This window comes from uncultured Rothia sp., from assembly GCF_916049665.1.
Lineage (GTDB): Bacteria > Actinomycetota > Actinomycetes > Actinomycetales > Micrococcaceae > Rothia.
On the sequence record NZ_CAJZIE010000044.1, the window covers coordinates 1 to 20167 of the forward strand.

Sequence of the window (20167 nt, forward strand, 5' to 3'; positions counted from 1 at the left end):
TTACGTGACTTAGAGTAGGGTTTTCATCGAAACCACCATCTTCAACATACTCAGCTTTGCTTTCATAACGTCTACGAGAATAACGATATAAGTCAACTGCACAATTGAAAATTCAAATGGCCATTGTGTAAAGGTGCCTGGAAAAGCTTCATCTCGTCGAGGCAACTCTGGTACAGGTGATCAAAAAGGTCAAAACAAAGCAGAGTCAAATACTGATCAGCATGCAGAAGTAGCTGCAGGCTCATACCAAGACTGGATTGATGAAATACGTCAAACCCACAAGGTCAACAAAGACAGTGGTGGTGTTAATTACTATGCGCCGCTTGACGGAAATAATACATGCTATACGGAAGATTATCGTCCTGGAAAACAAGAATACACGGAATATGCACTAGAAGATGGAATGGCTGTGCAGACGTTAAAAAGAGGGGGCGGGGTTGAACTGTCAAAGTTCTGTAAACCTAATGACGCTAAAACCCTCACCTCCAACGATCCTGCACAACCTAAGGGTCCCACCATTGAAGAAATGCTCCAAGAAGTTGAGGACCAGTTCGCTAAAACCGATATCCAGGCTCCTGTGTTGAAGCAGTCCTACAACCTTGGCACCGGCCAGGGTAACGACAACCCCAACGTCTATAAGAACCAGGCCGTTAACTTCTACGTCGACGCACCGACTGCACGTTGGGAAGGCGACCTCATGATTGGACATGTGGAGATGGAGTCCTACCCCACGCAGATGACCATTCAGTATGGCAACGGTGACGAGGGCAGCTTCTACACCATGGGCAAGCCGGTCAGCAGGGCACGTGGCGAAGAATCACGCAAGACCGCGACTAGCTACGCTTATCAGCGGTCAGGCAACTTCCACGCCTACGCAACGGTGTCATATTCTGGCCGTTTCCGTGTGAACGGTGGCGCCTGGCATGCACTGGACGTCGTACTGACGAAGGATACTGTTGACCCGCTGCTGATTCGTGTGTGGTGGGTTGATGTGGGCCGCGTAGCCGGTGACTGCAGCTATGACGACACTCGTTGGGGCTGCAAGAATGATCCCACGATGGGTAAGAAGGATAACCCGAACCCGCGCCTGCGCAAGGCTGATATTCGTACCGGCCAGCGCTGGCATCTGAATGATAACGGTGACGGGGATACTGAGTATTCGTTGCACCGCGACTGGCCCGACATGTAGGGCTGCTCCCCCGCCGTGGGTCTTACGCTGAGAAGCCACATGTTCGCCGAGAAGCCACTTTGTTTATGGCTTTTCGAAACACATGTGGCTTCTCGGCTATCGGGTTCTTCCCTTCGGCTGGTTAGTCTTCCGGTTTATAGCCAGCCACCTATTCACACTTCACACCGATACGAGGAATACGTTTCCATGACTTCCACTCTTTTGACCCGCCGCGCACTGTTAAGCGGCGGCACACTCATGGGTCTTAGTGCCCTGCTTGCGGCATGCGGCCAGCAGGCAAATAACGAGGCGGCAACCACCGCATCCGCCGCGCCGAGCGAAACCGCCTCGGCCGTAGCATCTGATTCTGCGTCCGCTTCGGCCTCAACCACCCCGAAGCCTGTCGTAACTCGCGGATATTCGGGAAATTCCAAAGCCCCGGATGGTGAGTACCGAAAGGCAGACGGCTACGGGCCGGCACAGAATGTTCCTCTTCCGAAAGCAGAGCCACAGCAGTACCCCGAAACTACGCAGGGCCTCTACCGCATGATGAAGGATTGGCTTGTCTCCCATAACTACGCCATTCAGACAGGCGACTGCTCTTATGCGTTCAAATACGTCACGGAAGAGTCTGAAGAATACGGGTTCTATCAGTTCATTGAGGATCTTTACCAGAACGGCGGGTGGACCGTTGACGGTCTAGACAGCTACCAGCCAGAAGGTCCACTCCTCTACGATGAGGACAAGAAAAAGTACCGTATGCTGCATCGCCGGTTCTGGAGCACTGTCATGTACGTGGAGTCTAATGGTCACCTTGATATGCAGGCTAATACTGACACCAGTGACGATACTTTCTATTTCCTTTTTACATACTCTGACGGCTATTGGAAGATTGCCGGCAGTAAGACGGAAGAAGAATTGCAAAACGAGAAATAGCCTTTTTCTTCAATTCACACACCACACCAATACGAGGAATACACTTCCATGACTTCCGTTATTTTGACCCGCCGCGCAATGCTGAGCAGCGGCGCTCTTCTGGGTTTCAGCACCCTGCTTGCGGCATGCGGCCAGCAGGCAAATAATGAGGCGGCAGCCACCGCAACTGCCGCGCCGAGCGAGTCGGCTTCGGCTGTAGCGTCTGAGTCTGCATCCGCTTCAGCCTCAACCACCCCGAAGCCTGTCGTAACTCGCGGATATTCAGGCAATTCCAAAGCCCCCGATGGCGAGTACCGCAAGGCAGATGGCTACGGCCCTGCACAGAACGTCCCCAAGCCTCGCAATGAGCCCGCTCAGTACCCTGAGACCGAAGAAGGACTCATGAAGATGATGCAGGACTGGCTGGTTGCACACAATTATGGAATTCAGACTGGCGATTGTTCGTATGCTTTCAAATATGTCATGAAAGATACCGATGAATATAATTCATACAACTATACGGAATCGCTCTACGAACGTGGAGGATGGATTATCGGAGGTTTGGAGTCTTACCAGGCTGAAAGCTCTCTGATTTACGATGACCAGAAAAAGAATTATCGAATGAAGTTCAGCATTCTATGGTCGACTGTTACGTATGTAAATCCTGACGGCCATCTTGAAATGGAGGCCAATACAGATACCACCAATGACTCTTTCTACTTGTTGTATACGTACTCTGAAGGATATTGGAAAATTTCTGGCAGCGACTTCGAGGTATAACATCAGAAGATTTACTGCTGGCTAATTTCCGGTTTCTAACCAGCCCCCTATTCACACACCACACCGATACTAGGATTAGAATTCCATGACTTCCGTTATTTTGACCCGCCGCGCAATGCTGAACGGCGGTACGCTCATGGGTCTTGGTGCCCTGCTCGTAGCCTGCGGTCAGCAAGCTACTAACGAAGCGGGCGCTTCAGCATCCTCGACCGCAGCGCCGAGCGAAACCGCCTCGGCATCTACTACAGCAGCTGAGTCACCCTCGGCGAGTGCCACTCCGTCTACTATCCGCGGATACTCCGGCAGGTCCAAAGCCCCCGACGGCGAATACCGCAAAGCCGACAAATACGGCAACGCACAAAACGTACCGAAGCCCAGCCTCCCCGAAGAAGGCTACAACGAAAAATCTGTAGAAGGCATGCGTAAAACACTTGATGCATGGGCTCAGTGGGGAAACTACGGTATCCAAACTGGGGATTATTCAAAGGCACGAGAATTCATTTCGCCGAACTTCGAACGTGAACTTTCCGAATATGAGGATACTGAAAATCTTTACCGAAGCGGCGGCTGGGTTATTGACGGTATTGATCAGTGGCTACCTGAGGGCGACCCCTGGTCAGATGACGGAGAAACATATTTCTGGAGAATATATCGTGAATGGACCCGAGTAGTTCACGTTGAAAATACAGGGATTTGGGAAGCCTGGACCAATAACGATAAACCCGATGACACCTTCACTTTCGAGATGAAGCACAACAGCGAAAAGTGGGAAATCATCAATTACGTCTAAGCCGGCGAATCTATTTCATGAAATAGTCCCATAACCGTTGAAAAGCCACATGTGTTTCGAGAAGCCACCATTGTTGTGGCTTTTCGAAACACATGTGGCTTCTCGGCGCATAGGTATCGGCGCATGGCGTCTTCCGTAAAATGGTGTCTATGGCTAAGAAAACTAAAGGTAAGAAGAGCGGCGCAGCAACCGCCGCCGTAGCACTGCTGACCGAGACGAACACCCCCTTCCAGATGCGTGAATACGAGCACGTTGAGGGCGTCACTTCCTTCGGTGAAGAGGCCGCGAAGAACCTCGGCGCCTCCGAGGAGCAGGTGTTCAAGACCCTGCTGATCGTGCACGAGAAGGATTTCGCCGTCGCAATCGTGCCGGTCTCTGGCAAGCTGAACATTAAGGCTGCCGCCGCTGCCCTCGGCTGGAAGAACGCCTCCATGTGCGACCCGAAGGTCGCCGAACGCCGCACCGGCTACGTGGTCGGCGGCATCTCCCCGCTGGGTCAGAAGACTCCCTCCCCCACTCTGCTCGATGAGTCTGCGCAGCTTTTTGACACGATCATGGTTTCTGGCGGTAAGCGCGGCCTGGATGTTGAACTCGCTCCGGACGACCTGCTGAAGCTCACCAACGGCAAGTACGCTGACATCCGCGCTTAGTCCGCGCTCAGTGGGAATAATCCGCCCGGCCGCGGCGTTACATATGTCGTAAGAGCCTGGGCATGAGAGCAAACTGAAGGAGTCATGATGGGCAATTCGCTACCCGGCGTGGGTGCTATCGCCAAGAACTGGCGTGAAGTGCTCAAGCCTGAAGAGTACGCTGTTCTGCGTGAGGGCGGCACCGAGCGCGCGTTCACGGGCGAGTACTGGAACACCCACACGGAGGGTGTGTATTCTTGCCGTGCCTGCGGTACGGAGCTGTTCCGTTCCGATCAGAAGTTCGATTCGCATTGTGGTTGGCCGTCGTTTTTCGCGCCGCTGGCTGAGGACCGTGTGCGTTACTTGGAGGACACGACGTTCGGTATGCGCCGTGTGGAGGTGCGTTGCGCCGCCTGCGATTCGCACCTGGGTCACGTGTTTGAGGGTGAGGGCTACCCGACTCCCACGGATTTGCGGTATTGCATTAATTCGGTGTGTCTGACGCTGACCCCGGCTAGTGAAGCCGCGGCTGATAAAGCACAGCCTGGTGATGCCCCGGCTGACAAGGCGTAAGCCGCCGAACAAACCCCGGCAAGACCCCTCGCGGGCACGCCGGTGAACCCCTTATTGTGAGTCTCTCTAAATTCGAGGCTTTAAGCTCGGGCGGGTAGAATGGCGTAGTGCCTTCGCGGGCACGCCACCCCGCCCGGGCTTGTGTTTGTTCGGGCGTACGCCTGCCCGGGCATCTGACGCATCGTATGGGCGCGTCGAATCAGACAGAGGAAAAGGATTGAGTGCATGAGTACCGCAGCTGAACAGAATGCCGCAGGCACCCCTCAGCTGACCCTTAACGGTATCGAAGTTCCGGACGTTGTTCCTCTGGAGACCCCTTCCGCACCGATTCCGACCCTTATCAATACGGAGAGCGGTCTGCGTCGTGCTGCTGAGCAATTGGCGGCGGCGTCCGGCCCGGTGGCTGTTGATACGGAGCGCGCGCAGGGCATCCGCTACGGTTCGCGTGCTTTTTTGGTGCAGCTCAAGCGTGAGGAACAGCTGTACCTGATTGACCCTGAGGCGTTCAAGGATTTGCGCATTATTAACGATGCTCTGGCGGATGCTGAGTGGGTTATTCACGCCGCGATTCAGGATTTCCCGAGCTTGGATATGCTCGGTATGCGCCCAAACCGTCTGTTTGATACGGAGCTGGGTGCGCGTCTTGCCGGTCTGGAACGCGTGAATCTGGGTGCGACCGTTGAGGAGCTGCTCGGCTACAAGCTGGCGAAGAAGCACTCGAAGGAAGACTGGTCGCGCCGCCCCCTGCCGGAGTCCTGGCTGAACTATGCTCTGCTGGACGTTGACGTGCTCATTGATTTGCGTGACGCGCTGGAGGAGCTGCTCCGCAAGCAGGGTAAGCTGCAGTACGCCCTGGAGGAGTTCGAGTACCTGTGCAAGTCCCCGGTGAAGGATCCTACGGATCAGCCGGAGCGTTGGCGTAAGACGAAGGGCCGCACGATGCTGCGTTCGGTCAAGCAGCTGACGGCGTTGCGTAACCTGTGGCTTGAGCGTGATTCGCTGGCGCGTAAGAAGGACGTTGACGCGAAGCGTCTGCTGCCCGATTCTGCGATTGTGGAGGCGGCACGCACCATGCCGCGTAACGTGCCCGCTATCATGGCGATTCCCGGTTTTCAGACGCGTGGCCTGCGTCGTGAGGGTCCGCGCTGGGTGCGTGCTATTGCCGCGGCGGCACGCGGTGAGAACGCTGTACCGTTCACGTTGCCGTCGACTGCCCCGCCGCCGTTGAAGGCGTGGGAGTCTAAGCGCCCCGAGAATCTGGCGCTGTTCACCGAGGTTCGTCAGGCAATTGATGAGCTCTCGGAGAAGCTGACCATTCCGGCGCAGAACCTGATCACGACCGATTATGTTCGCCGCCTCTGCTGGGAGCCGCCGGCTCGTTTCGACGAGCAGACCCTGCGGGATGCGCTCGCCGAGTACGGTGCGCGCCCCTGGCAGACGGGTCTGGTTGCCCCGGTGATTGCGCCGATTTTTGCCAGCCACCTGGGGTAGGTTTCTCTAACGCTGAATAGATGTGTGTGCCGGTTGGGTGTGTTGCTGATGCGACCGCCCAACCGGCATTTTGTTCTATTCGCGGGGTCAGGCGGGAACAAAGCTTAGCCTGCTCTCATTCGATTTTTATCCCAAACGGGCATAGGGTGGAGAGAGTACACGAAAGGACCCACCATGCCCGCACCCAACGGATGCAGCCGTTCTCAGGAGGCGTGCGCCTCCCCCGCTACTGAATCCGCTGCAGTCGACGCCGCCGTTAACACCGCAGTCGATACCGCAGAAACTGAATCTTCTGCACGCGTCTTCTCCCGCCGCGCAACCCTTATCACCGGCGCCGTAGCATCCGGTGCGTTGCTCGCTTCCTGCGCCGAAGGTGACGGCGCTGTCACCGCACCCGAAGGCACCGTCGAGGTGGGTTCCGCCTCCGCTGTGGGCGTTGGCAAGGCGGCTAAGCTGACCCACGGCTCCACGACCATTATCGTCTCTCAGCCCTCTTCGGGCGAGTACAAGGCGTTCAGCACCGTCTGCACCCACCAGGGCTGCCAGGTGCAGGTGCAGGACTCCAACCGCATCGTGTGCCCCTGCCACGGCTCCGAGTACGCCGTAGCTGACGGTTCGGTCGTGCACGGCCCCGCGGAGGAGGCGCTGACCAGCTACCCGGTGCAGGTGAAGGGCGGCAAGATTTTCGTTAGCGGCACCGGTAACTCCTAAAACCGGCGGCTCAGAAGCTACCTACAGCAAGACCTCCATACAGCAGAATCTACGTACAGCAAAGCTCCGCCCATCCGAATCGATGGGCGGGGCTTCTTGCTGTCTATAACCGCTACTGAGGCAAGCTCTAGCGGGCACGTATCAGGTACGACCGCTAGCGGGTGTGGCGCGGTTTCTGGCCCTCTTCACGAGCGAACGGAACCTTATCGCCAGCCAGCTGCGCACGCAGATCCGCGATAATGGTTTCCGCGGTCAGGCCGACCTCTTCCAGGATCTCTTCACGAGAAGCGTGGGGAATGAACTCCGCAGGAAGACCCAGCTCGCTCAGCGCGGTATCTACGCCTGCCGCACGCATTTCCTGGCGGATGCGCGAACCCACACCGCCGGAACGCACGCCGTCCTCAATGGTCACCACAATGCGGTGGTCACGCGCCAGTTCCACGACCGAAGGCGGCACCGGCATCACCCAGCGCGGGTCAACCACGGTCGACTGGATACCCTCGGCGGCAAGCACCTTGGAGGCTTCCAGCGCCACGCGAGCCATAGCGCCCACGGCAACGAACAGCACGTCACGCTGGCCGGTCTCCGGGTGAGGCTCACCGGTGCGGGCGAGCACATCCACGCCGTCGCTGCGGCGCTCCAGGGCGGGAATATCCTCGCCCACAGAACCCTTCGGGTAACGAATCACGGTCGGTGCATCGTTAATAGCTACAGCCTCACGCAGTTCTTCGCGCAGGGTCGCACCATCACGCGGGGCCGCCAGGTGCAGACCGGGAATGAACTGCAGCATCGCCAAATCCCACATGCCGTGGTGGCTCGCACCGTCCGGGCCGGTAATACCGGAGCGGTCCAGCACCACGGTCACGCCCGCCTTGTGCAGGGCAACATCCATAAGCAGCTGGTCAAAGCCGCGGTTCAGGAAGGTTGCGTAGAGGGCAACCACCGGGTGCATGCCGCCGTACGCCAGGCCGGCGCTCATTGCCACGGCGTGCTGCTCAGCGATACCCACGTCAATAACGCGCTCGGGGTGGCGCTTCTGGAATTCGCGCAGACCCACGGGAATGAGCATCGCGCCGGTAATGCCGACGACGTTCTCCTGCTCGTCGGCAATATCCGCAATTTCGCTACCAAAGACGCCGGTCCATGACTCGGAGGTGCTGGTCGAAACGTCCTCACCGGTCAGCGGGTCAATCTGGCCCACCGCGTGGAACTGGTCGTCTTCGTTCGCGCGGGCGGGTGCGTAGCCGTGGCCCTTCTCGGTAATGGCGTGCACAATCACCGGGCCGGCGTAGTTCTTCGCCGCGGTCAGTGCGTTCTCCACAGCCTGCTGGTCGTGGCCGTCAATGGGGCCCACGTACTTCATGCCCAGGTCTTCAAAAATGCCCTTGGGTACGACGACGTCCTTAATGCCCGCCTTCATGCCGTGCAGGCCGCGGTACACCATCTGACCAACCGGGCCGCCGCGCTGCAGACCGATGCGCACCGCATCCAGGGCGTGGTCATAGCGGTGGTCGAGGCGCACGCGATCCACCTGCTGCTGCACACCGTGCTTCAGCTCAGAAAGCTGGTTCGCGAAACCGCCAATAGTCGGCGCGTAGGAGCGGCCGTTATCGTTGACCACAATCACGACCTTGCGGGTGCGGTCGGCAGCAATATTGTTCACAGCCTCCCACGCCATGCCACCGGTCAGCGCGCCGTCACCAATGAGGACCACGGTGTAGCGGTCATCTTCACCGTTGAGCTTGTGCGCACGCGAAATACCGTCAGCCCACGAAATCGAGCTGGAAGCATGCGACGAGGCAATAATGTCATGCTCAGACTCGCCGCGATCCGGGTAACCCGACAGGCCACCCTTCTGACGCAGAGTCTTAAACGCATGACGGCCGGTCACCAGCTTATGCACATACGACTGGTGGCCGGTATCGAAAAGAATGTTGTCCTTGGGAGATTCAAAAACACGGTGAATGCCGAGGGTCAGCTCCACAACGCCCAGGTTCGGGCCCAGGTGACCGCCGGTCGCCGACACATTCGTCACGATGAACTGGCGGATTTCCTTAGAGAGCTCCTCCAGCTGCTCGTAGCTGAGGTTCTGCAGATCCGACGGGGACTGAATGCCGGGGAGCAACTTGGCAGTGGCACCGTCGCCAATGCTGTAGTCTGCGGTGGGTGCGCCACCGGCGACGCTATTCGGGGTCTCCTCCTGCGGCAATGCGTTTTCAGCGGACATACACCCACACTCCTCAAGGTCGGGGCACGGCTCATTCCGTGCGTTGGTTCTTCAATGATTCTACCGTTTACGGTGCCAAAAAGCAGATTTATACGCCCGCAGAGCAAGACGCACCGGGTTGAGCGAAAACGGTCTGAAATAACCCCTAGTGGGCTAGCTGGTGAACAGCCCAACCCGCCCAACACGGTGGTTATCTACGTACGGCTAGTGCTGCGCTACTTGGTGCGGCGGCGGCGCGGACGAGGCTTCGCCGGGGCACGCTCAAACAGCGCCACAGACTCCACGTGATGCGTATTCGGGTACATATCAAACGCCCGAAGCTGCACCATATCCCAACCCAGCTCACGCAAAATACCGGTGTCACGACCCAGGGATGCTGGGTCGCAAGCCACGTACAGAATACGCTTGGGGTCCAGCGCATCCAGGCGTTCCAGGGTGGTTCGGTTTGCGCCCTCACGGGACGGGTCAAGGACCACCGCATCAATGGCGGGGATTTCACCAAACTCAAGGGCGGTCTTCAAATCGACCAGGTGGCGCGCCACGTCGCCGCGAATCACCTCAATGCGGGTGTTCGCCGAGTTCTCGGTGCGGGAGCAACCATCCGGCGCGAAGTTCGAACGGGCATCCTTATGGGTCACCGGGGAGCCCTCAATGCTGACCACGGTACCCGTTGCGCCCACGGCGTCCGCGAGCGCGGCGGTGAACAGGCCCGCGCCGGCGTACAGGTCGAGGGTGCATTCGCCTTCCTGCGGGCGGAGCATGGTGAGCATGGTGCCGACCATGGTAGAGGGGGCGGCGCGGTGAATCTGCCAGAAGCCGCCGGCGGACACCTGGTAGCTGAAGCGGCGGGAGCCGAAGGTAACTTCTTCGGTGACGGAGCGCAGGCCTGCGCCGAGCAGCTGGTCGCCTTCGGGTACGCGGCGGTAGGGGCTATGGGAGGAGCCGGGGCGGCGGCGCTTGGGCTTGCCGTTGGAGGTGGACTGCGGGGTGAAGAACAGCGAGATCTTGCGCTTAGCGAGCAGTCCCCAGGCGTCGGCTGCCTGCTGTTCGATGTCCTTGGCGACCTCTTCGATGGAGAAGCGCGGGTCGACGATGAACTGCAGTAGGACCCTGCCGCGGGAGGAGACGGTCGCCTCAACCTCACGCACGCCGCGCAGGTTCAGCTCCTCGAGCTGCAGGTTGCGCAGTTCGGGTGCGACAAGGGGAAAGTCGACGACCGGTACGGGCTGGGAGGCACGGTACGGGTGCATGCCGACGCGCCAGGTGACGGCGGGGCTCTTCTTGCCGCCGTTCTGCCCGCCGTTCTTCTGCTCGCTGTTCTTCTCTTCGCTATCGTGCGCGCGGACCTTGGTCACGGTGTAACGCACGCGGGTACGCCAAGACAGGCCCTCGTTGTTATCGCGCAGGGGCAGCTCTTCAACCATGAGGTTGGTCAGCAGCGGCGATTCGAGGGGCAGGCCGCCCAGGCGGTTGATTTGGGTGCGAACAATATCGGTCTTGTAGCGTCGCTGCTCATCCAGGTTGATGTGGCCGTACTCCATGCCGCCGAGCAGTTCGGGTACGCCGGTGGCTGCCGCGCGTTCCTCTTCGGTGGCGAGCGCATCCGCCTGAATCCAGGGGTGAGGGCGGCGCGCCAGGGAGGGTACGGGTACGGAGATAACATCCGCGAAGTAGAAGCGGCGCTTGGGGCCGATTGCGGTGATGCGCACTTCAGCCTGTTCGCCGACGATGCCGTGACGCACAAAGATGACGCCCTGTTCGGTGCGCGCTACGAAAGCGCCGCCGTGCGCGGGTGCCTCACAGGTGACGGTGAGGGTCTGCCCGACGCTGTATCCGTCTACGTTGTTGGAGGCGGCAGGCGTGGTAGCAGGGTGAGTCACAGCATTGTCTCCTAAAGAATCACTTAATGTGAATTATTTTATACCGGTTTGTACCTTTACTCCGATTCCGACGCCCCGCAGGGGGCACCGAATAGGGCATAAAGGGCAAAGTCCAGGCGCTATTCGAGGGGTTGTACGGGCTGTACGAGGGTTCAGGTACCGGTCAACCACTAGGTCGGCCGTTAGGTCAGTCGCTAGCGCTTCTTCTCACGCGCCACGGCATCCGCCTCGTGCAGGCGACCGCGGTACACGGCATGGCGGTTGCTCTGAATCAGTTCGCGGCCGCCACCGGCTGAACGGGTTACGTTCGGGGCGACTGCCGCCGTATATCCCTCGGTATCAGCCGCAGACTCAGCGGTCGAATCGTTGGCAGTTTCTTTACCTTGCAGGCGCTGGTCAAAGATTTCGTCGTACACTTCGTCCTCGTGCATCGCCCAGGGCACGGTCGCGGTCATCACGCCCGGTTCGTGCAACAGCGCCTGCTTGAGGCGGCGCACCGTGCGGCGGTGCAGAAGACGCTGCCACCAGTGCTCCACCACAAACTCGGGCAGGTACACCACCAAAATATCGCGGGGCGACTTCTTGCGGCGGCGGCGAATATACGAGACGACCGCCTCCACGGTGTCACGGTACGGCGAATCAATCACAGACAGAGGCACCGGAATACCGAGGGCATACCAGCGCTTCTTCACGACTTCCAGGGCGGCGCGGTCGTTGTTGACCGTCAGCGCCTCAATCGTGGAGGGGCGACCGGCACGCGCATAGGATAGAGCGCGAACCGCCGGGCGGCGCACACGCTCCACATACACGATGGCGTGCACACGCGAAGGCAGGGCCGCCACATCCGCAACGGATTCAGCGTTCAGGGGGATGTCCAGGGCGGCATCCACCGCATCGTAGTGGCGGCGAGTCACAACCATACCTCCAACCATCAGGGCAATCATTCCAAGGGAGAGCCACGCGCCGGCGGCGAACTTCGTCACCACGACGATGACCAGCACCGCGGCGGTCACCATCACGCCCACCGCAGAGACCGCAATATCGCGCAGCAGGGCGCGGCGCGGCATCTGCGCCAGGGTGATGCGCAGCAGGCGCATGCGGTAGCGCACCACCGCCAGCTGCACCAGCACCATGGACAGGCACATGCCCACGATGTACAGCTGAATCAGCGAATACACGTCCGAGTTGAAAACGGTGGTGAGGAAAATCGAAATCGCAGACAGTGCCAGCACACCGTTCGCGTACAGGCCGCGCGAATCCACGCTGCGGAAGAACACCGGCAGATACTGGTAATCAGCCAGCGACGAAGCAATCACCGGGAAGCCCGTAAACGCGGTCAGCGAGGCAATAATCAGCACGCCCACCGTGGCAAACACCAGCAGCTGCGCAAAGAACGGCACACCCTGATAAATCGCCAACGCCACCTGGTACAGCGCAGGCTTCTGGTGGAAATACTCCCCCGGCGTGTGCCCGTCAATGAACAAGAAACGGGTCGTATCGTGCACCATGTGAACGCGGGTTGCCGCCGCAAAACCGAGCAGGCTCACCAGCAGGACCGAGGTAATCAGGCCCATCAGCATCATGGTGACCGCCGCGTTATATTTCTTCGGGCGGCGGAAATACTTCACCGAATTAGAAATCGTAGAAACACCCGAGAACGCCACCAAGCCGGCGGAGAAAGAACGCGCCAGAAGCAGCATCAGCGCCAGACCCTCCAGCGAGTGGGTCTCGAGCTCGGGGGCAATCACGTAGGTCGCCGATTCAGCCAACGGCAAGGTACCCGTCGCGGCACGAATCCAACCCACAATGAGGGTCGCTCCCAACAGCGCCAAGAAAACATACAGCGGCCAGTACGCAATCTTGCCCAGCAGCTGCACGCCACGCAACGCAAACAACGTCAGCGCAACAATGAGCAACACCGCAATGTGCGTGCGCCAATCCTGAATCTGCGGATACAACGCCACCAAAAACGAGGACGCCGAAGACATCGACACCGCCACCGTGAGCGTATAGTCCATCAGCGACGAAGCACCCATCACAATCGACGGCAGCGCACCCAGTTTGCGGTGCACCAGCTGAATATCGCCCTCAGAAGCAATCTGATTAATGTTGTAGCGGTACGTACCAATGACCAGCAGACCCACCATCGCCACGCCCAAACCAATCCAGGGCGAAAAAGCGAGCGCAGACGCACCCGCGGCGGCAAGGGTCAAAATCATCTGGTCGGCGGCGTAGGCAACCGAAGAGATGCCGTCGGCACCGAAAAGAGGCAGGGCGTAGCGCTTCGGCAGCGCGACTGCCGAAAGATTTCGCGTGCTGACCGGCTGACCGGTCAGGGCGATGCGCATCCTATCCCAACGATTCCTCACGCTGTTAAGGCTATCGGTCGCGGCTTCAAAGCTCAATTTTATTCAGCCGAATAGTGGGCATTGCGAGCGGAATATCACGGGGCATCGGCGCGGAGGCTCACCCGCCCATTACACTGGTAGAGGTAGGCGGTCATGCCTTATCGCCATAAAACATCAACACTCGGAGGGATGTATGCCTCACTTCGTCATTATGGGTGCCGGACGCGTGGGCGTCATGCTGGCGCGCACTCTGGAAGCTTCAGGGCATACGGTCGCCGTCATTGACCAGGACGAACGCGCTTTCCAGCCACTACGTAAGGGCTTTGAGGGCCGCCTGGTCACCGGTGTTGGCTTCGATGAGGACACCCTCAAGCGTGCCGGCATTACCGAGGCGTACGCTTTTGCCGCCGTCTCGTCGGGCGATAACTCGAACATTATTGCCGCCCGCGTCGCCCGCGAAATGTTCAAGGTCAAAAACGTTGTGGCGCGTGTGTACGACCCGAACCGTGCCGAGTTCTTCCAGCGCATGGGTATTCCCACGGTGGCGTCGGTGCGCTGGTCCACCGACCAGGTGCTACGCCGCCTGCTGCCCGAGCAGGCGCTCAAGGGCGACTTCCGTGAACCCTCGGGTCGCCTCATGCTCACCGAAATTCCGCTCGACGACGGCTGGGCAGGCCACGCACTGACCAGCATCGAACGTGCCGCCGGGGTGCGCATCGCCTACATCACCCGCTTTGGTGAGGGCATGCTCCCCCGCCCCGATTCCGCCTACCAGCAGGGCGATAGCGTGCACGTGATGATGCGCACCGACGACGTTGCGGACGTAACCCGCATTCTCTCCCGCCCGCCGCGCGTCGACGACGAAGAAATGGAAGCGGACTACGCCCCCGCAACCGGTCACCGCAAGCACCCCCACGCTCCGAAGAAGCCCGCCGAATCCGGCGTGACAATCACCCCCAAGCAGGAGCACAACGAAACCCCCGTTGTCGAGCACGAATTCCACCTCGGCGACACTCCCCCGGAGCTGCCCGACCCCCTCGAACTCATCGGCCGCCATCGTGACTCCTCGAAAGGTGAGAAGTAAGTGAAGGTCCTCATTGTTGGTGCCGGCTCCGTGGGTGCCTCCATCGCTAAAGAACTCATGATGAACGGCCACGACGTGACCATCATCGACTCCAAGCCCGAAGCCAAAAAGCGCGCCGACCTGCCCGGCGTGCGCTGGCATATTGGTGACGCCTGCGAGCTGTCCGTACTGCGCCAGGTGCACCCGAACAAGGCGGACGTGGTCGTTGCCGCAACCGGTGACGACAAGGCAAACCTGATGGTCTCCCTGCTGGTGCGCAGCGAATTCGGTGTGCCGCGCACCGTGGCACGCGTGAACAACCCGCGTAACGAATGGCTCTTCGACGACTCCTGGGGCGTGGACGTTGCCGTGTCCACCCCGCGTCTGATGACCGCCCTCGTTGAGGAAGCCGTGGAAGTCGGCGACGTGGTGCGCCTACTGACCCTGCAGGCAGGCGGCGCGACCCTCGCCGAATACACCGTGCCCGACGACCACCCCGTCATCGGTTACCGCGTGGACCACGTGCAGTGGCCCGTCGATACGGTGCTCACCGCCATTCTGCGTGACGGCGCCCCGATTCCGCCCAGCGCCGACGTGGCGATCGAGGGCGGCGACGAGCTGTTCTTCATCACGACCATTGCCGGTGAGGATCAGATTCGCGCGCTGTTCGCGTAAGCGTTTATATGTAAGTTTTTGGGTAGGCGAAAGCCCCGGTTACGGGTACCGGGGCTTTCGTCTACCTTCTAGAAGGCCTTTATGAAGTTGTGGGCTGCGCCTTAGCGGTTCTCAGAACCCTCAGCGCTATCAGCGCCTTCAGCGGATTCGGTAGCTTCAGCATCTTCAGAATCCTCACTCACCAGCGCCTCCTCCGGAGCCGACACACGCCACGCCAGCCACACGCCCAAAGCGTACAGCGGCAGGCCCATCACCAGGCGGGTGGCGCCCAGCGCCTCCACATTATTCGCAAAGTACAGGGGCACCTGCACGGCGAGGCGCAGCATCATCAGCACGGTAATAATCCAGGTCGCCAGCATGTACTGGCGCAGACGCACCGGGTTCTGACGCCAGCTCAGCGCCTCGCCACGAATCACCGCGAAAATCAGACCCATCAGCGGCCAACGCACCAGCATCGACAGCAGATACGCCAGAATGTACACGCCGTTCGTCCAGAAACCGACCACAAAGTAGTCGCTCGCGTTACCGGTACGGTACGCCGCAAAGGCACAAATCGCCACGCCCACCAGACCGGTCAGCGCACTCACTAGCTTAGAGCCCTGCACCAGACGGACCAGCGTGAACACGCCCGCCGCAGCCAGCGCAGCAATCAGGGACAGGTTCAGTTCCTTCGTCACGGTGAACAACACCAGGAACGCCACAGCGGGCAGGGAGGATTCCACCAGGCCGCGCCAGCCGCCGATAGCGTGCAGAATATCCACATCGCCGTTGGCGGTGCGGCGCATATTCGCACCCATGGAGGCGCTCAGGCTCTGCGCGAACTGGTTCCCTTCCCGCGCAGAATCAGCTGCGGGGTTAGCGTTCGGGTCGGGCTGGGTCGAAGACTGCTCAGCGCTCATATTTTCCCTTCTCAGCAAAGAATTGCGGCACAATCTCATAGCGCGGGTTGTAAATCACCGGCTGATGCGCCCTCACCGACACCACACCGGAACAGCGCAACAGCGCACCGGCAAGCACGCCCGGTACCATCCGCTGCCCCTGCCACTTCAGCAGAATCCGGTCCCCCGGGTTGAACGGCGCGTACGGCGGGAACGACACCTCATGCGAATCCTGCACCGCCACGGTCGCCAAAGATGCCGTGTTCAGGTGGTGCTGCTTCTCGGACTCCTCGGACTCCTCCTCGAAATCCTCACCGGGCGGCTCCACAATCGGCATGCCAATCAGCGCCAACGGGCTCGACCACTGCAGAGGCTTCGACTTCGCCACCACCAGCTCGGCACGGTACATCGGCTTATCCTGCAGCGCAGGCAGCCACACCTGCTCCACGCGTCCGGCAAGGCGTACGCGAAAGCGCTCGGGGTACCCGGGAGCAAGAATCTGCTCCTCCGGCACCGCGAGCGCACTCGGGTAGTTCGAGAACTCAGGCATTAGCCAATCTCGGTAATCTCAGGGCCGCGGCGAGGCATCGGGCGCAGCTTGCTGTGCTCGTTCTCGGTCTCTTCTTCCACGGCGGGCTCTTCCTCAGCCACAACCAGGTCGGCGGGCAGAGTCATGGGCAGCAGTTCGCGCGGCGGGCGCGGGTCGTCGCCACGGTCCACCACAACGGTGCGGAAAACTTCCTCCACCGAGGCGGCTGCCTTGTCGTCACCGAGCACAGCCGCACCGGAAATCACGCCGCGCAGGAACCAGCGGGGGCCGTCCACACCCACGAAACGGGCGATGCGCTCGCCGGGCTGACCGTCCGGGGTGAAGGCGGGCAGGCGGGTCAGCATCTCGGCACCGAACACGCCGGCGTAGATTTCGACGTTGCCGCCCTGGGAAGCGACGGACTCGGTCAGGTCGTGACGGATATCGTCCCAGATGCCGGTGGTACGCGGTGCGGCGAATGCCTGCACCTGCAGGGTTGCGCCGTCGCGGGTGATGGTTGCGGCGATGACGGCACCGGTTGCGTCGTCGGTCTCGAGGCGCAGGTTCATGCCGTCGAGCAGCTTGATGCGCAGCGCACCCAGGTCGACGTAGTCCTCGAGGTCTTCGGCGGTGACTTCTTCAATGTCGTGCGGGCCGTTGACGCGGTCGTACTTAATGACCTCGGGAGAGTTCTCCTCTTCCTTCAGCTCCTCAACCTCGACGTTGGTCTCTTCGACCTCTTCGGCGACAGCCTTGTCGATGGCGGCCTTTTCAGCCTCCTCGGCGCGCTTCTTCTTACCAAATCCGAACATGGTATTCCTACTTTCACCGCACGCAAGGTGCGGGGGTTTCTTCTCTTCTCTCGTGCGGTTTTCGCGGTGAGAGCAGACTAGTGGATTCCGCTGGAACCGAAGCCGCTGGAGCCGCGTTCGGTCTGATCCAGTTCATCCACCACGGTAAAGGTTGCGTGCTCGTACTTCTGAATGATCAGCTGGGCGATGCGGTCGCCGCGCTGCACATGGAAGGACTTGGTCTTGTCAGTGTTGAGCAGGGTGACCATCAGCTCGCCGCGGTAGCCGGAATCAACGGTGCCGGGCGCGTTCACAATGGTGATGCCGTTCTTGGTCGCCAGGCCGGAGCGCGGGTGCACCAGACCAACGTAACCTTCGGGCAGGGCGATTGCCACGCCGGTGGGGACGAGGGCGCGTTCGCCCGGCTCCAGCTCGAAGTCGATGCGGGAGCGCAGGTCAGCGCCGGCGTCGCCGGGCTTTGCGTAGGCGGGTGCGGGCAGCTCGGGGTCGAGCAGCTTAATGTGGACGTTTACGGGGGTCATCATGGTCAATACTCTAACCTTTCGCGGGTGTCTGTGCCATTACCTCGCGCTGTGTTGAGGCACCTCGCGCTGTGTTGAGGCTCTACTGCGGGGTGTTTGGGGTGCGTGTTCGCGGTCAGCGCGTGCCGCGGGTTGCTGTGCCGAGGGATAGCCGGGGGGCAAACGCGGCGCCGTTTGTGTGTGCGAGGCTTTCACATACTCAACGGGGCGGGTGCACTCGGCACTCGCCCCGTCATGAGGAGTATGTCGGGTGGGTGTTAGCCCTTCCCTAAAGTTTTAGCCCTCGCACTCGATGCAGTAGGACAGGCCGCCCTCTTCGCGTGCGATCTGCGAGCGGTGACGCACCAGGAAGCAAGATGCGCAGGTGAACTCGTCGTCCTGAGCGGGCAGAACAACAACGTTCAGCTCTTCGTTAGACAGGTCAGCACCCGGCAGCTCGAAGCTCTCAGCTGCGCTGTTCTCGTCTTCGTCCACCGCACCGGACTGCATCTCGGAACGGCGGGCGTTCAGCTCCTCGTAGGACTCTTCGTTCTGCTCTTCGTCCTGCTTGCGAGGTGCATCGTAATCAGTTGCCAAACTTTCACGCTCCGTTGGTTCTGTGGCTGTGTGTTGAACTGGGCCACGCTGGTTTAATGAGTGCTCTAGGTGCCGCTGGTGGGGATTTAACCCCGACGGCATGCCAGGTATTGTTCACCATTGGCACCCTATTTGTCTAATCCTGGGTAGGCTTTGGACTGTTTTGGCGTCACATTCTAGCTTTTTCGGTGCGAAAAGTACATCTTTTTTTGGGGAAAATCCCGCCTCCGCTACTGATTTACCGCGCTTTCACGGTACCCTGGAAGGTAGTTTGCGTTCCGTGCAACACATTCACGAACGCGTCCGGTTCACCTATGGAGGTTCTCATGCTTGAACTGCGTCTGATTGGCGTTCACGATGACGGCGAAAATCTGGTGCTTGAGTCTGCTGACGGCACCCGCTTCTTGCTGCCGATTGACGCGAACCTGCGCACGAGCATCACCAAGGCTCGCCGTATTCAGCCCGCCCGCGGTCTGGGCGCTAAGGGCACCTACGGCCCGCGCGATATTCAGACCCGTTTCCGTCAGGGTGCCTCCGTTGAGGAAATCGCTGAAGAGTCCGGTTGGGAACCGGAACGCGTGCGCCGCTACGAGTGGCCGATCGTTGCCGAGCGTGCCCACATTATTCGTGCCGCTCAGAGTGTGAAGATTGGTCGCCGCAGCTCCGCTTCGGGTACCGCACAGATTCCGGTGACCCTGAGCGCCCGCATTGAGGAAGTTTCCGAGCGTTACGGTTTTGAGGACGCAACCCAGGACTGGACCACCCGCCAGCAGGAGAACGGCCAGTGGCGCGTTGAGGTTGATATTGCGCTGAAGGATTCGGTGCGTCAGAACCTGCCCGCGCAGGTCGTCTTCCCCGCACGCTGGGTGTACAACCCCGCGAACCAGGGCCTGTACGCTTCGAATGAGGCGGCGTACTTCCTGATGGGCAATAGTGAGGACGCTGTTGCCGCCGCTGCGAAGAAGGCTCCCGTGGAGGTTCCTCCCGCCCGCCTGCCGAAGGCACCCGAGCCCGCACCGGCACCCATTACTTCCTCTGAGAGCGCTGATGAGCGTAAGCTCAAGGAGCTCCTGGAGCGTGCCCGCTCCGTGCGCCCCGCACAGGTTGAGGAGCCCGAGGTGTTCGTGCACCGCGAGTCCGCACAGCCCGCTGAGCCTGTAGCACCGGCTGCGCCTGCAGAGGCTCCGAAGGCTGAGGCTCCCGCGGAAGCTCCTGCGGCTGAGGCGCCCGAGGCTCCCGCAGCACCCGTTGCAGAACCTGCAACCCCCGCAGCACCCGCCGCTGAGGCTCCCGCCGAGTCTGCAGTTGCTCGAGGCCCGCTGACCGGCGCACCCGCCGCACACACCCCCGCGGCGCATCCGGCACCGGAAGACTACAGCGAACACGCACCCGCCGCAGAGACTGCTGAGGCACCCGCCGAGGAGAAGCCCAAGCCCTCCTCCTCGAAGAAGCAGCGCGTAAGCGTTCCGGCATGGGACGACATCATCTTCGGTAGCCGCAAGTAAGCGACCGCCCGCCCGCGCAAGGGTATTTAGACATACAGAAAACCGCTGGGAAACACTTCCTGGAGTTTTTCTCCGTTGCTGCCAGGAGTGATCCGG

The 20167-nt window shown here is 60.2% G+C and carries 19 protein-coding genes; 11 read left to right on the top strand and 8 right to left on the bottom strand.

Annotated elements, in window-relative coordinates; all coding sequences use genetic code 11:
* The first annotated feature begins 526 nt into the window (after positions 1 to 526).
* The 8 genes from QZ540_RS05505 (at position 527) to QZ540_RS05540 (ending at position 7057) form a co-directional block, all read left to right on the top strand.
* Entirely contained in the window at positions 527 to 1189 is a 663-nt protein-coding gene (locus QZ540_RS05505) for a hypothetical protein (RefSeq protein ID WP_294628304.1), read from the top strand.
* 186 nt (positions 1190 to 1375) lie between these two features.
* On the top strand, positions 1376 to 2104 hold the full coding sequence (locus QZ540_RS05510) for a DUF6318 family protein (protein WP_294628305.1): 729 nt from the start codon (positions 1376 to 1378) through the stop codon (positions 2102 to 2104).
* A gap of 48 nt (positions 2105 to 2152) precedes the next feature.
* Positions 2153 to 2863 carry a DUF6318 family protein gene (locus tag QZ540_RS05515; protein WP_294628306.1) on the top strand — a complete coding sequence of 237 codons (711 nt, stop codon included), beginning with the start codon at positions 2153 to 2155 and terminating at the stop codon, positions 2861 to 2863.
* 85 nt (positions 2864 to 2948) lie between these two features.
* Positions 2949 to 3653, top strand: a complete 705-nt coding sequence (locus QZ540_RS05520; RefSeq protein WP_294628307.1) for a DUF6318 family protein — start codon at positions 2949 to 2951, stop codon at positions 3651 to 3653.
* Positions 3654 to 3802: 149 nt separating this feature from the next.
* On the top strand, positions 3803 to 4303 hold the full coding sequence (gene ybaK, locus QZ540_RS05525; RefSeq protein ID WP_070616652.1) for a Cys-tRNA(Pro) deacylase: 501 nt from the start codon (positions 3803 to 3805) through the stop codon (positions 4301 to 4303).
* A gap of 87 nt (positions 4304 to 4390) precedes the next feature.
* Positions 4391 to 4855: a peptide-methionine (R)-S-oxide reductase MsrB gene (gene msrB, locus QZ540_RS05530; protein WP_294628318.1), complete on the top strand. Its 465-nt coding sequence runs from the start codon at positions 4391 to 4393 to the stop codon at positions 4853 to 4855.
* 225 nt (positions 4856 to 5080) lie between these two features.
* Complete coding sequence (locus QZ540_RS05535; RefSeq protein ID WP_294628308.1) at positions 5081 to 6346, top strand: HRDC domain-containing protein; 1266 nt, start codon at positions 5081 to 5083, stop codon at positions 6344 to 6346.
* A 174-nt stretch (positions 6347 to 6520) separates the two neighbouring features.
* A complete protein-coding gene (locus QZ540_RS05540) occupies positions 6521 to 7057 on the top strand; it encodes a Rieske (2Fe-2S) protein (RefSeq protein ID WP_294628309.1) in 537 nt (178 codons plus the stop codon).
* Positions 7058 to 7211: 154 nt separating this feature from the next.
* On the opposite strand, the gene dxs is transcribed toward QZ540_RS05540, so the two are convergent.
* The 3 genes from dxs to QZ540_RS05555 all read right to left on the bottom strand — a co-directional run bounded on the left by dxs (position 7212) and on the right by QZ540_RS05555 (position 13512).
* A complete protein-coding gene (gene dxs, locus QZ540_RS05545) occupies positions 7212 to 9284 on the bottom strand; it encodes a 1-deoxy-D-xylulose-5-phosphate synthase (protein WP_294628310.1) in 2073 nt (690 codons plus the stop codon).
* Positions 9285 to 9499: 215 nt separating this feature from the next.
* Positions 9500 to 11164 (bottom strand): class I SAM-dependent RNA methyltransferase, encoded by a 1665-nt coding sequence (locus QZ540_RS05550; RefSeq protein ID WP_294628311.1) that lies wholly within the window; start codon positions 11162 to 11164, stop codon positions 9500 to 9502.
* 194 nt (positions 11165 to 11358) lie between these two features.
* The gene (locus QZ540_RS05555) at positions 11359 to 13512 is read right to left on the bottom strand and encodes an APC family permease (RefSeq protein ID WP_294628312.1); all 2154 of its coding nucleotides are present in this window, start codon (positions 13510 to 13512) and stop codon (positions 11359 to 11361) included.
* A 193-nt stretch (positions 13513 to 13705) separates the two neighbouring features.
* On the opposite strand from QZ540_RS05555, the gene QZ540_RS05560 reads away from it, so the two are divergent.
* Together QZ540_RS05560 and QZ540_RS05565 are read left to right on the top strand one after the other, a co-directional pair.
* A complete protein-coding gene (locus QZ540_RS05560; protein ID WP_294628313.1) occupies positions 13706 to 14596 on the top strand; it encodes a TrkA family potassium uptake protein in 891 nt (296 codons plus the stop codon).
* Positions 14597 to 15250 (top strand): TrkA family potassium uptake protein, encoded by a 654-nt coding sequence (locus QZ540_RS05565; protein ID WP_070593496.1) that lies wholly within the window; start codon positions 14597 to 14599, stop codon positions 15248 to 15250. It abuts the gene before it with no gap.
* A gap of 101 nt (positions 15251 to 15351) precedes the next feature.
* Here QZ540_RS05565 and QZ540_RS05570 read toward each other — a convergent pair whose 3' ends face one another.
* From QZ540_RS05570 to QZ540_RS05590, 5 genes are all read right to left on the bottom strand, one after another.
* Positions 15352 to 16149 carry a DUF3159 domain-containing protein gene (locus tag QZ540_RS05570; RefSeq protein ID WP_294628314.1) on the bottom strand — a complete coding sequence of 266 codons (798 nt, stop codon included), beginning with the start codon at positions 16147 to 16149 and terminating at the stop codon, positions 15352 to 15354.
* The gene (locus tag QZ540_RS05575) at positions 16139 to 16678 is read right to left on the bottom strand and encodes an asparaginase (protein WP_294628315.1); all 540 of its coding nucleotides are present in this window, start codon (positions 16676 to 16678) and stop codon (positions 16139 to 16141) included. Before QZ540_RS05575 ends, QZ540_RS05570 begins: the two co-directional genes overlap by 11 nt.
* A complete protein-coding gene (locus QZ540_RS05580) occupies positions 16678 to 17469 on the bottom strand; it encodes a DUF3710 domain-containing protein (protein WP_070593494.1) in 792 nt (263 codons plus the stop codon). Before QZ540_RS05580 ends, QZ540_RS05575 begins: the two co-directional genes overlap by 1 nt.
* A 77-nt stretch (positions 17470 to 17546) precedes the next feature.
* Positions 17547 to 17993, bottom strand: coding sequence for a dUTP diphosphatase (gene dut, locus QZ540_RS05585; protein ID WP_049354821.1), 447 nt, complete (start codon positions 17991 to 17993; stop codon positions 17547 to 17549).
* A 273-nt stretch (positions 17994 to 18266) separates the two neighbouring features.
* A complete protein-coding gene (locus QZ540_RS05590) occupies positions 18267 to 18566 on the bottom strand; it encodes a DUF4193 domain-containing protein (RefSeq protein ID WP_005506382.1) in 300 nt (99 codons plus the stop codon).
* A gap of 326 nt (positions 18567 to 18892) precedes the next feature.
* On the opposite strand from QZ540_RS05590, the gene sepH reads away from it, so the two are divergent.
* Positions 18893 to 20071 (top strand): septation protein SepH, encoded by a 1179-nt coding sequence (gene sepH / locus QZ540_RS05595; protein ID WP_294628316.1) that lies wholly within the window; start codon positions 18893 to 18895, stop codon positions 20069 to 20071.
* Positions 20072 to 20167 lie beyond the last annotated feature (96 nt).

What these genes read in the sequence shown, in the direction of transcription:
- QZ540_RS05505 (WP_294628304.1), top strand. Translation starts at nt 527, where the DNA reads ATGCTCCAAGAAGTTGAGGACCAGTTCGCTAAAACCGATATCCAGGCT.
- QZ540_RS05510 (WP_294628305.1), top strand. Translation starts at nt 1,376, where the DNA reads ATGACTTCCACTCTTTTGACCCGCCGCGCACTGTTAAGCGGCGGCACA.
- QZ540_RS05515 (WP_294628306.1), top strand. Translation starts at nt 2,153, where the DNA reads ATGACTTCCGTTATTTTGACCCGCCGCGCAATGCTGAGCAGCGGCGCT.
- QZ540_RS05520 (WP_294628307.1), top strand. Translation starts at nt 2,949, where the DNA reads ATGACTTCCGTTATTTTGACCCGCCGCGCAATGCTGAACGGCGGTACG.
- ybaK (WP_070616652.1), top strand. Translation starts at nt 3,803, where the DNA reads ATGGCTAAGAAAACTAAAGGTAAGAAGAGCGGCGCAGCAACCGCCGCC.
- msrB (WP_294628318.1), top strand. Translation starts at nt 4,391, where the DNA reads ATGGGCAATTCGCTACCCGGCGTGGGTGCTATCGCCAAGAACTGGCGT.
- QZ540_RS05535 (WP_294628308.1), top strand. Translation starts at nt 5,081, where the DNA reads ATGAGTACCGCAGCTGAACAGAATGCCGCAGGCACCCCTCAGCTGACC.
- QZ540_RS05540 (WP_294628309.1), top strand. Translation starts at nt 6,521, where the DNA reads ATGCCCGCACCCAACGGATGCAGCCGTTCTCAGGAGGCGTGCGCCTCC.
- dxs (WP_294628310.1), bottom strand. Translation starts at nt 9,284, where the DNA reads ATGTCCGCTGAAAACGCATTGCCGCAGGAGGAGACCCCGAATAGCGTC.
- QZ540_RS05555 (WP_294628312.1), bottom strand. Translation starts at nt 13,512, where the DNA reads ATGCGCATCGCCCTGACCGGTCAGCCGGTCAGCACGCGAAATCTTTCG.
- QZ540_RS05560 (WP_294628313.1), top strand. Translation starts at nt 13,706, where the DNA reads ATGCCTCACTTCGTCATTATGGGTGCCGGACGCGTGGGCGTCATGCTG.
- QZ540_RS05570 (WP_294628314.1), bottom strand. Translation starts at nt 16,149, where the DNA reads ATGAGCGCTGAGCAGTCTTCGACCCAGCCCGACCCGAACGCTAACCCC.
- QZ540_RS05575 (WP_294628315.1), bottom strand. Translation starts at nt 16,678, where the DNA reads ATGCCTGAGTTCTCGAACTACCCGAGTGCGCTCGCGGTGCCGGAGGAG.
- QZ540_RS05580 (WP_070593494.1), bottom strand. Translation starts at nt 17,469, where the DNA reads ATGTTCGGATTTGGTAAGAAGAAGCGCGCCGAGGAGGCTGAAAAGGCC.
- dut (WP_049354821.1), bottom strand. Translation starts at nt 17,993, where the DNA reads ATGATGACCCCCGTAAACGTCCACATTAAGCTGCTCGACCCCGAGCTG.
- sepH (WP_294628316.1), top strand. Translation starts at nt 18,893, where the DNA reads ATGCTTGAACTGCGTCTGATTGGCGTTCACGATGACGGCGAAAATCTG.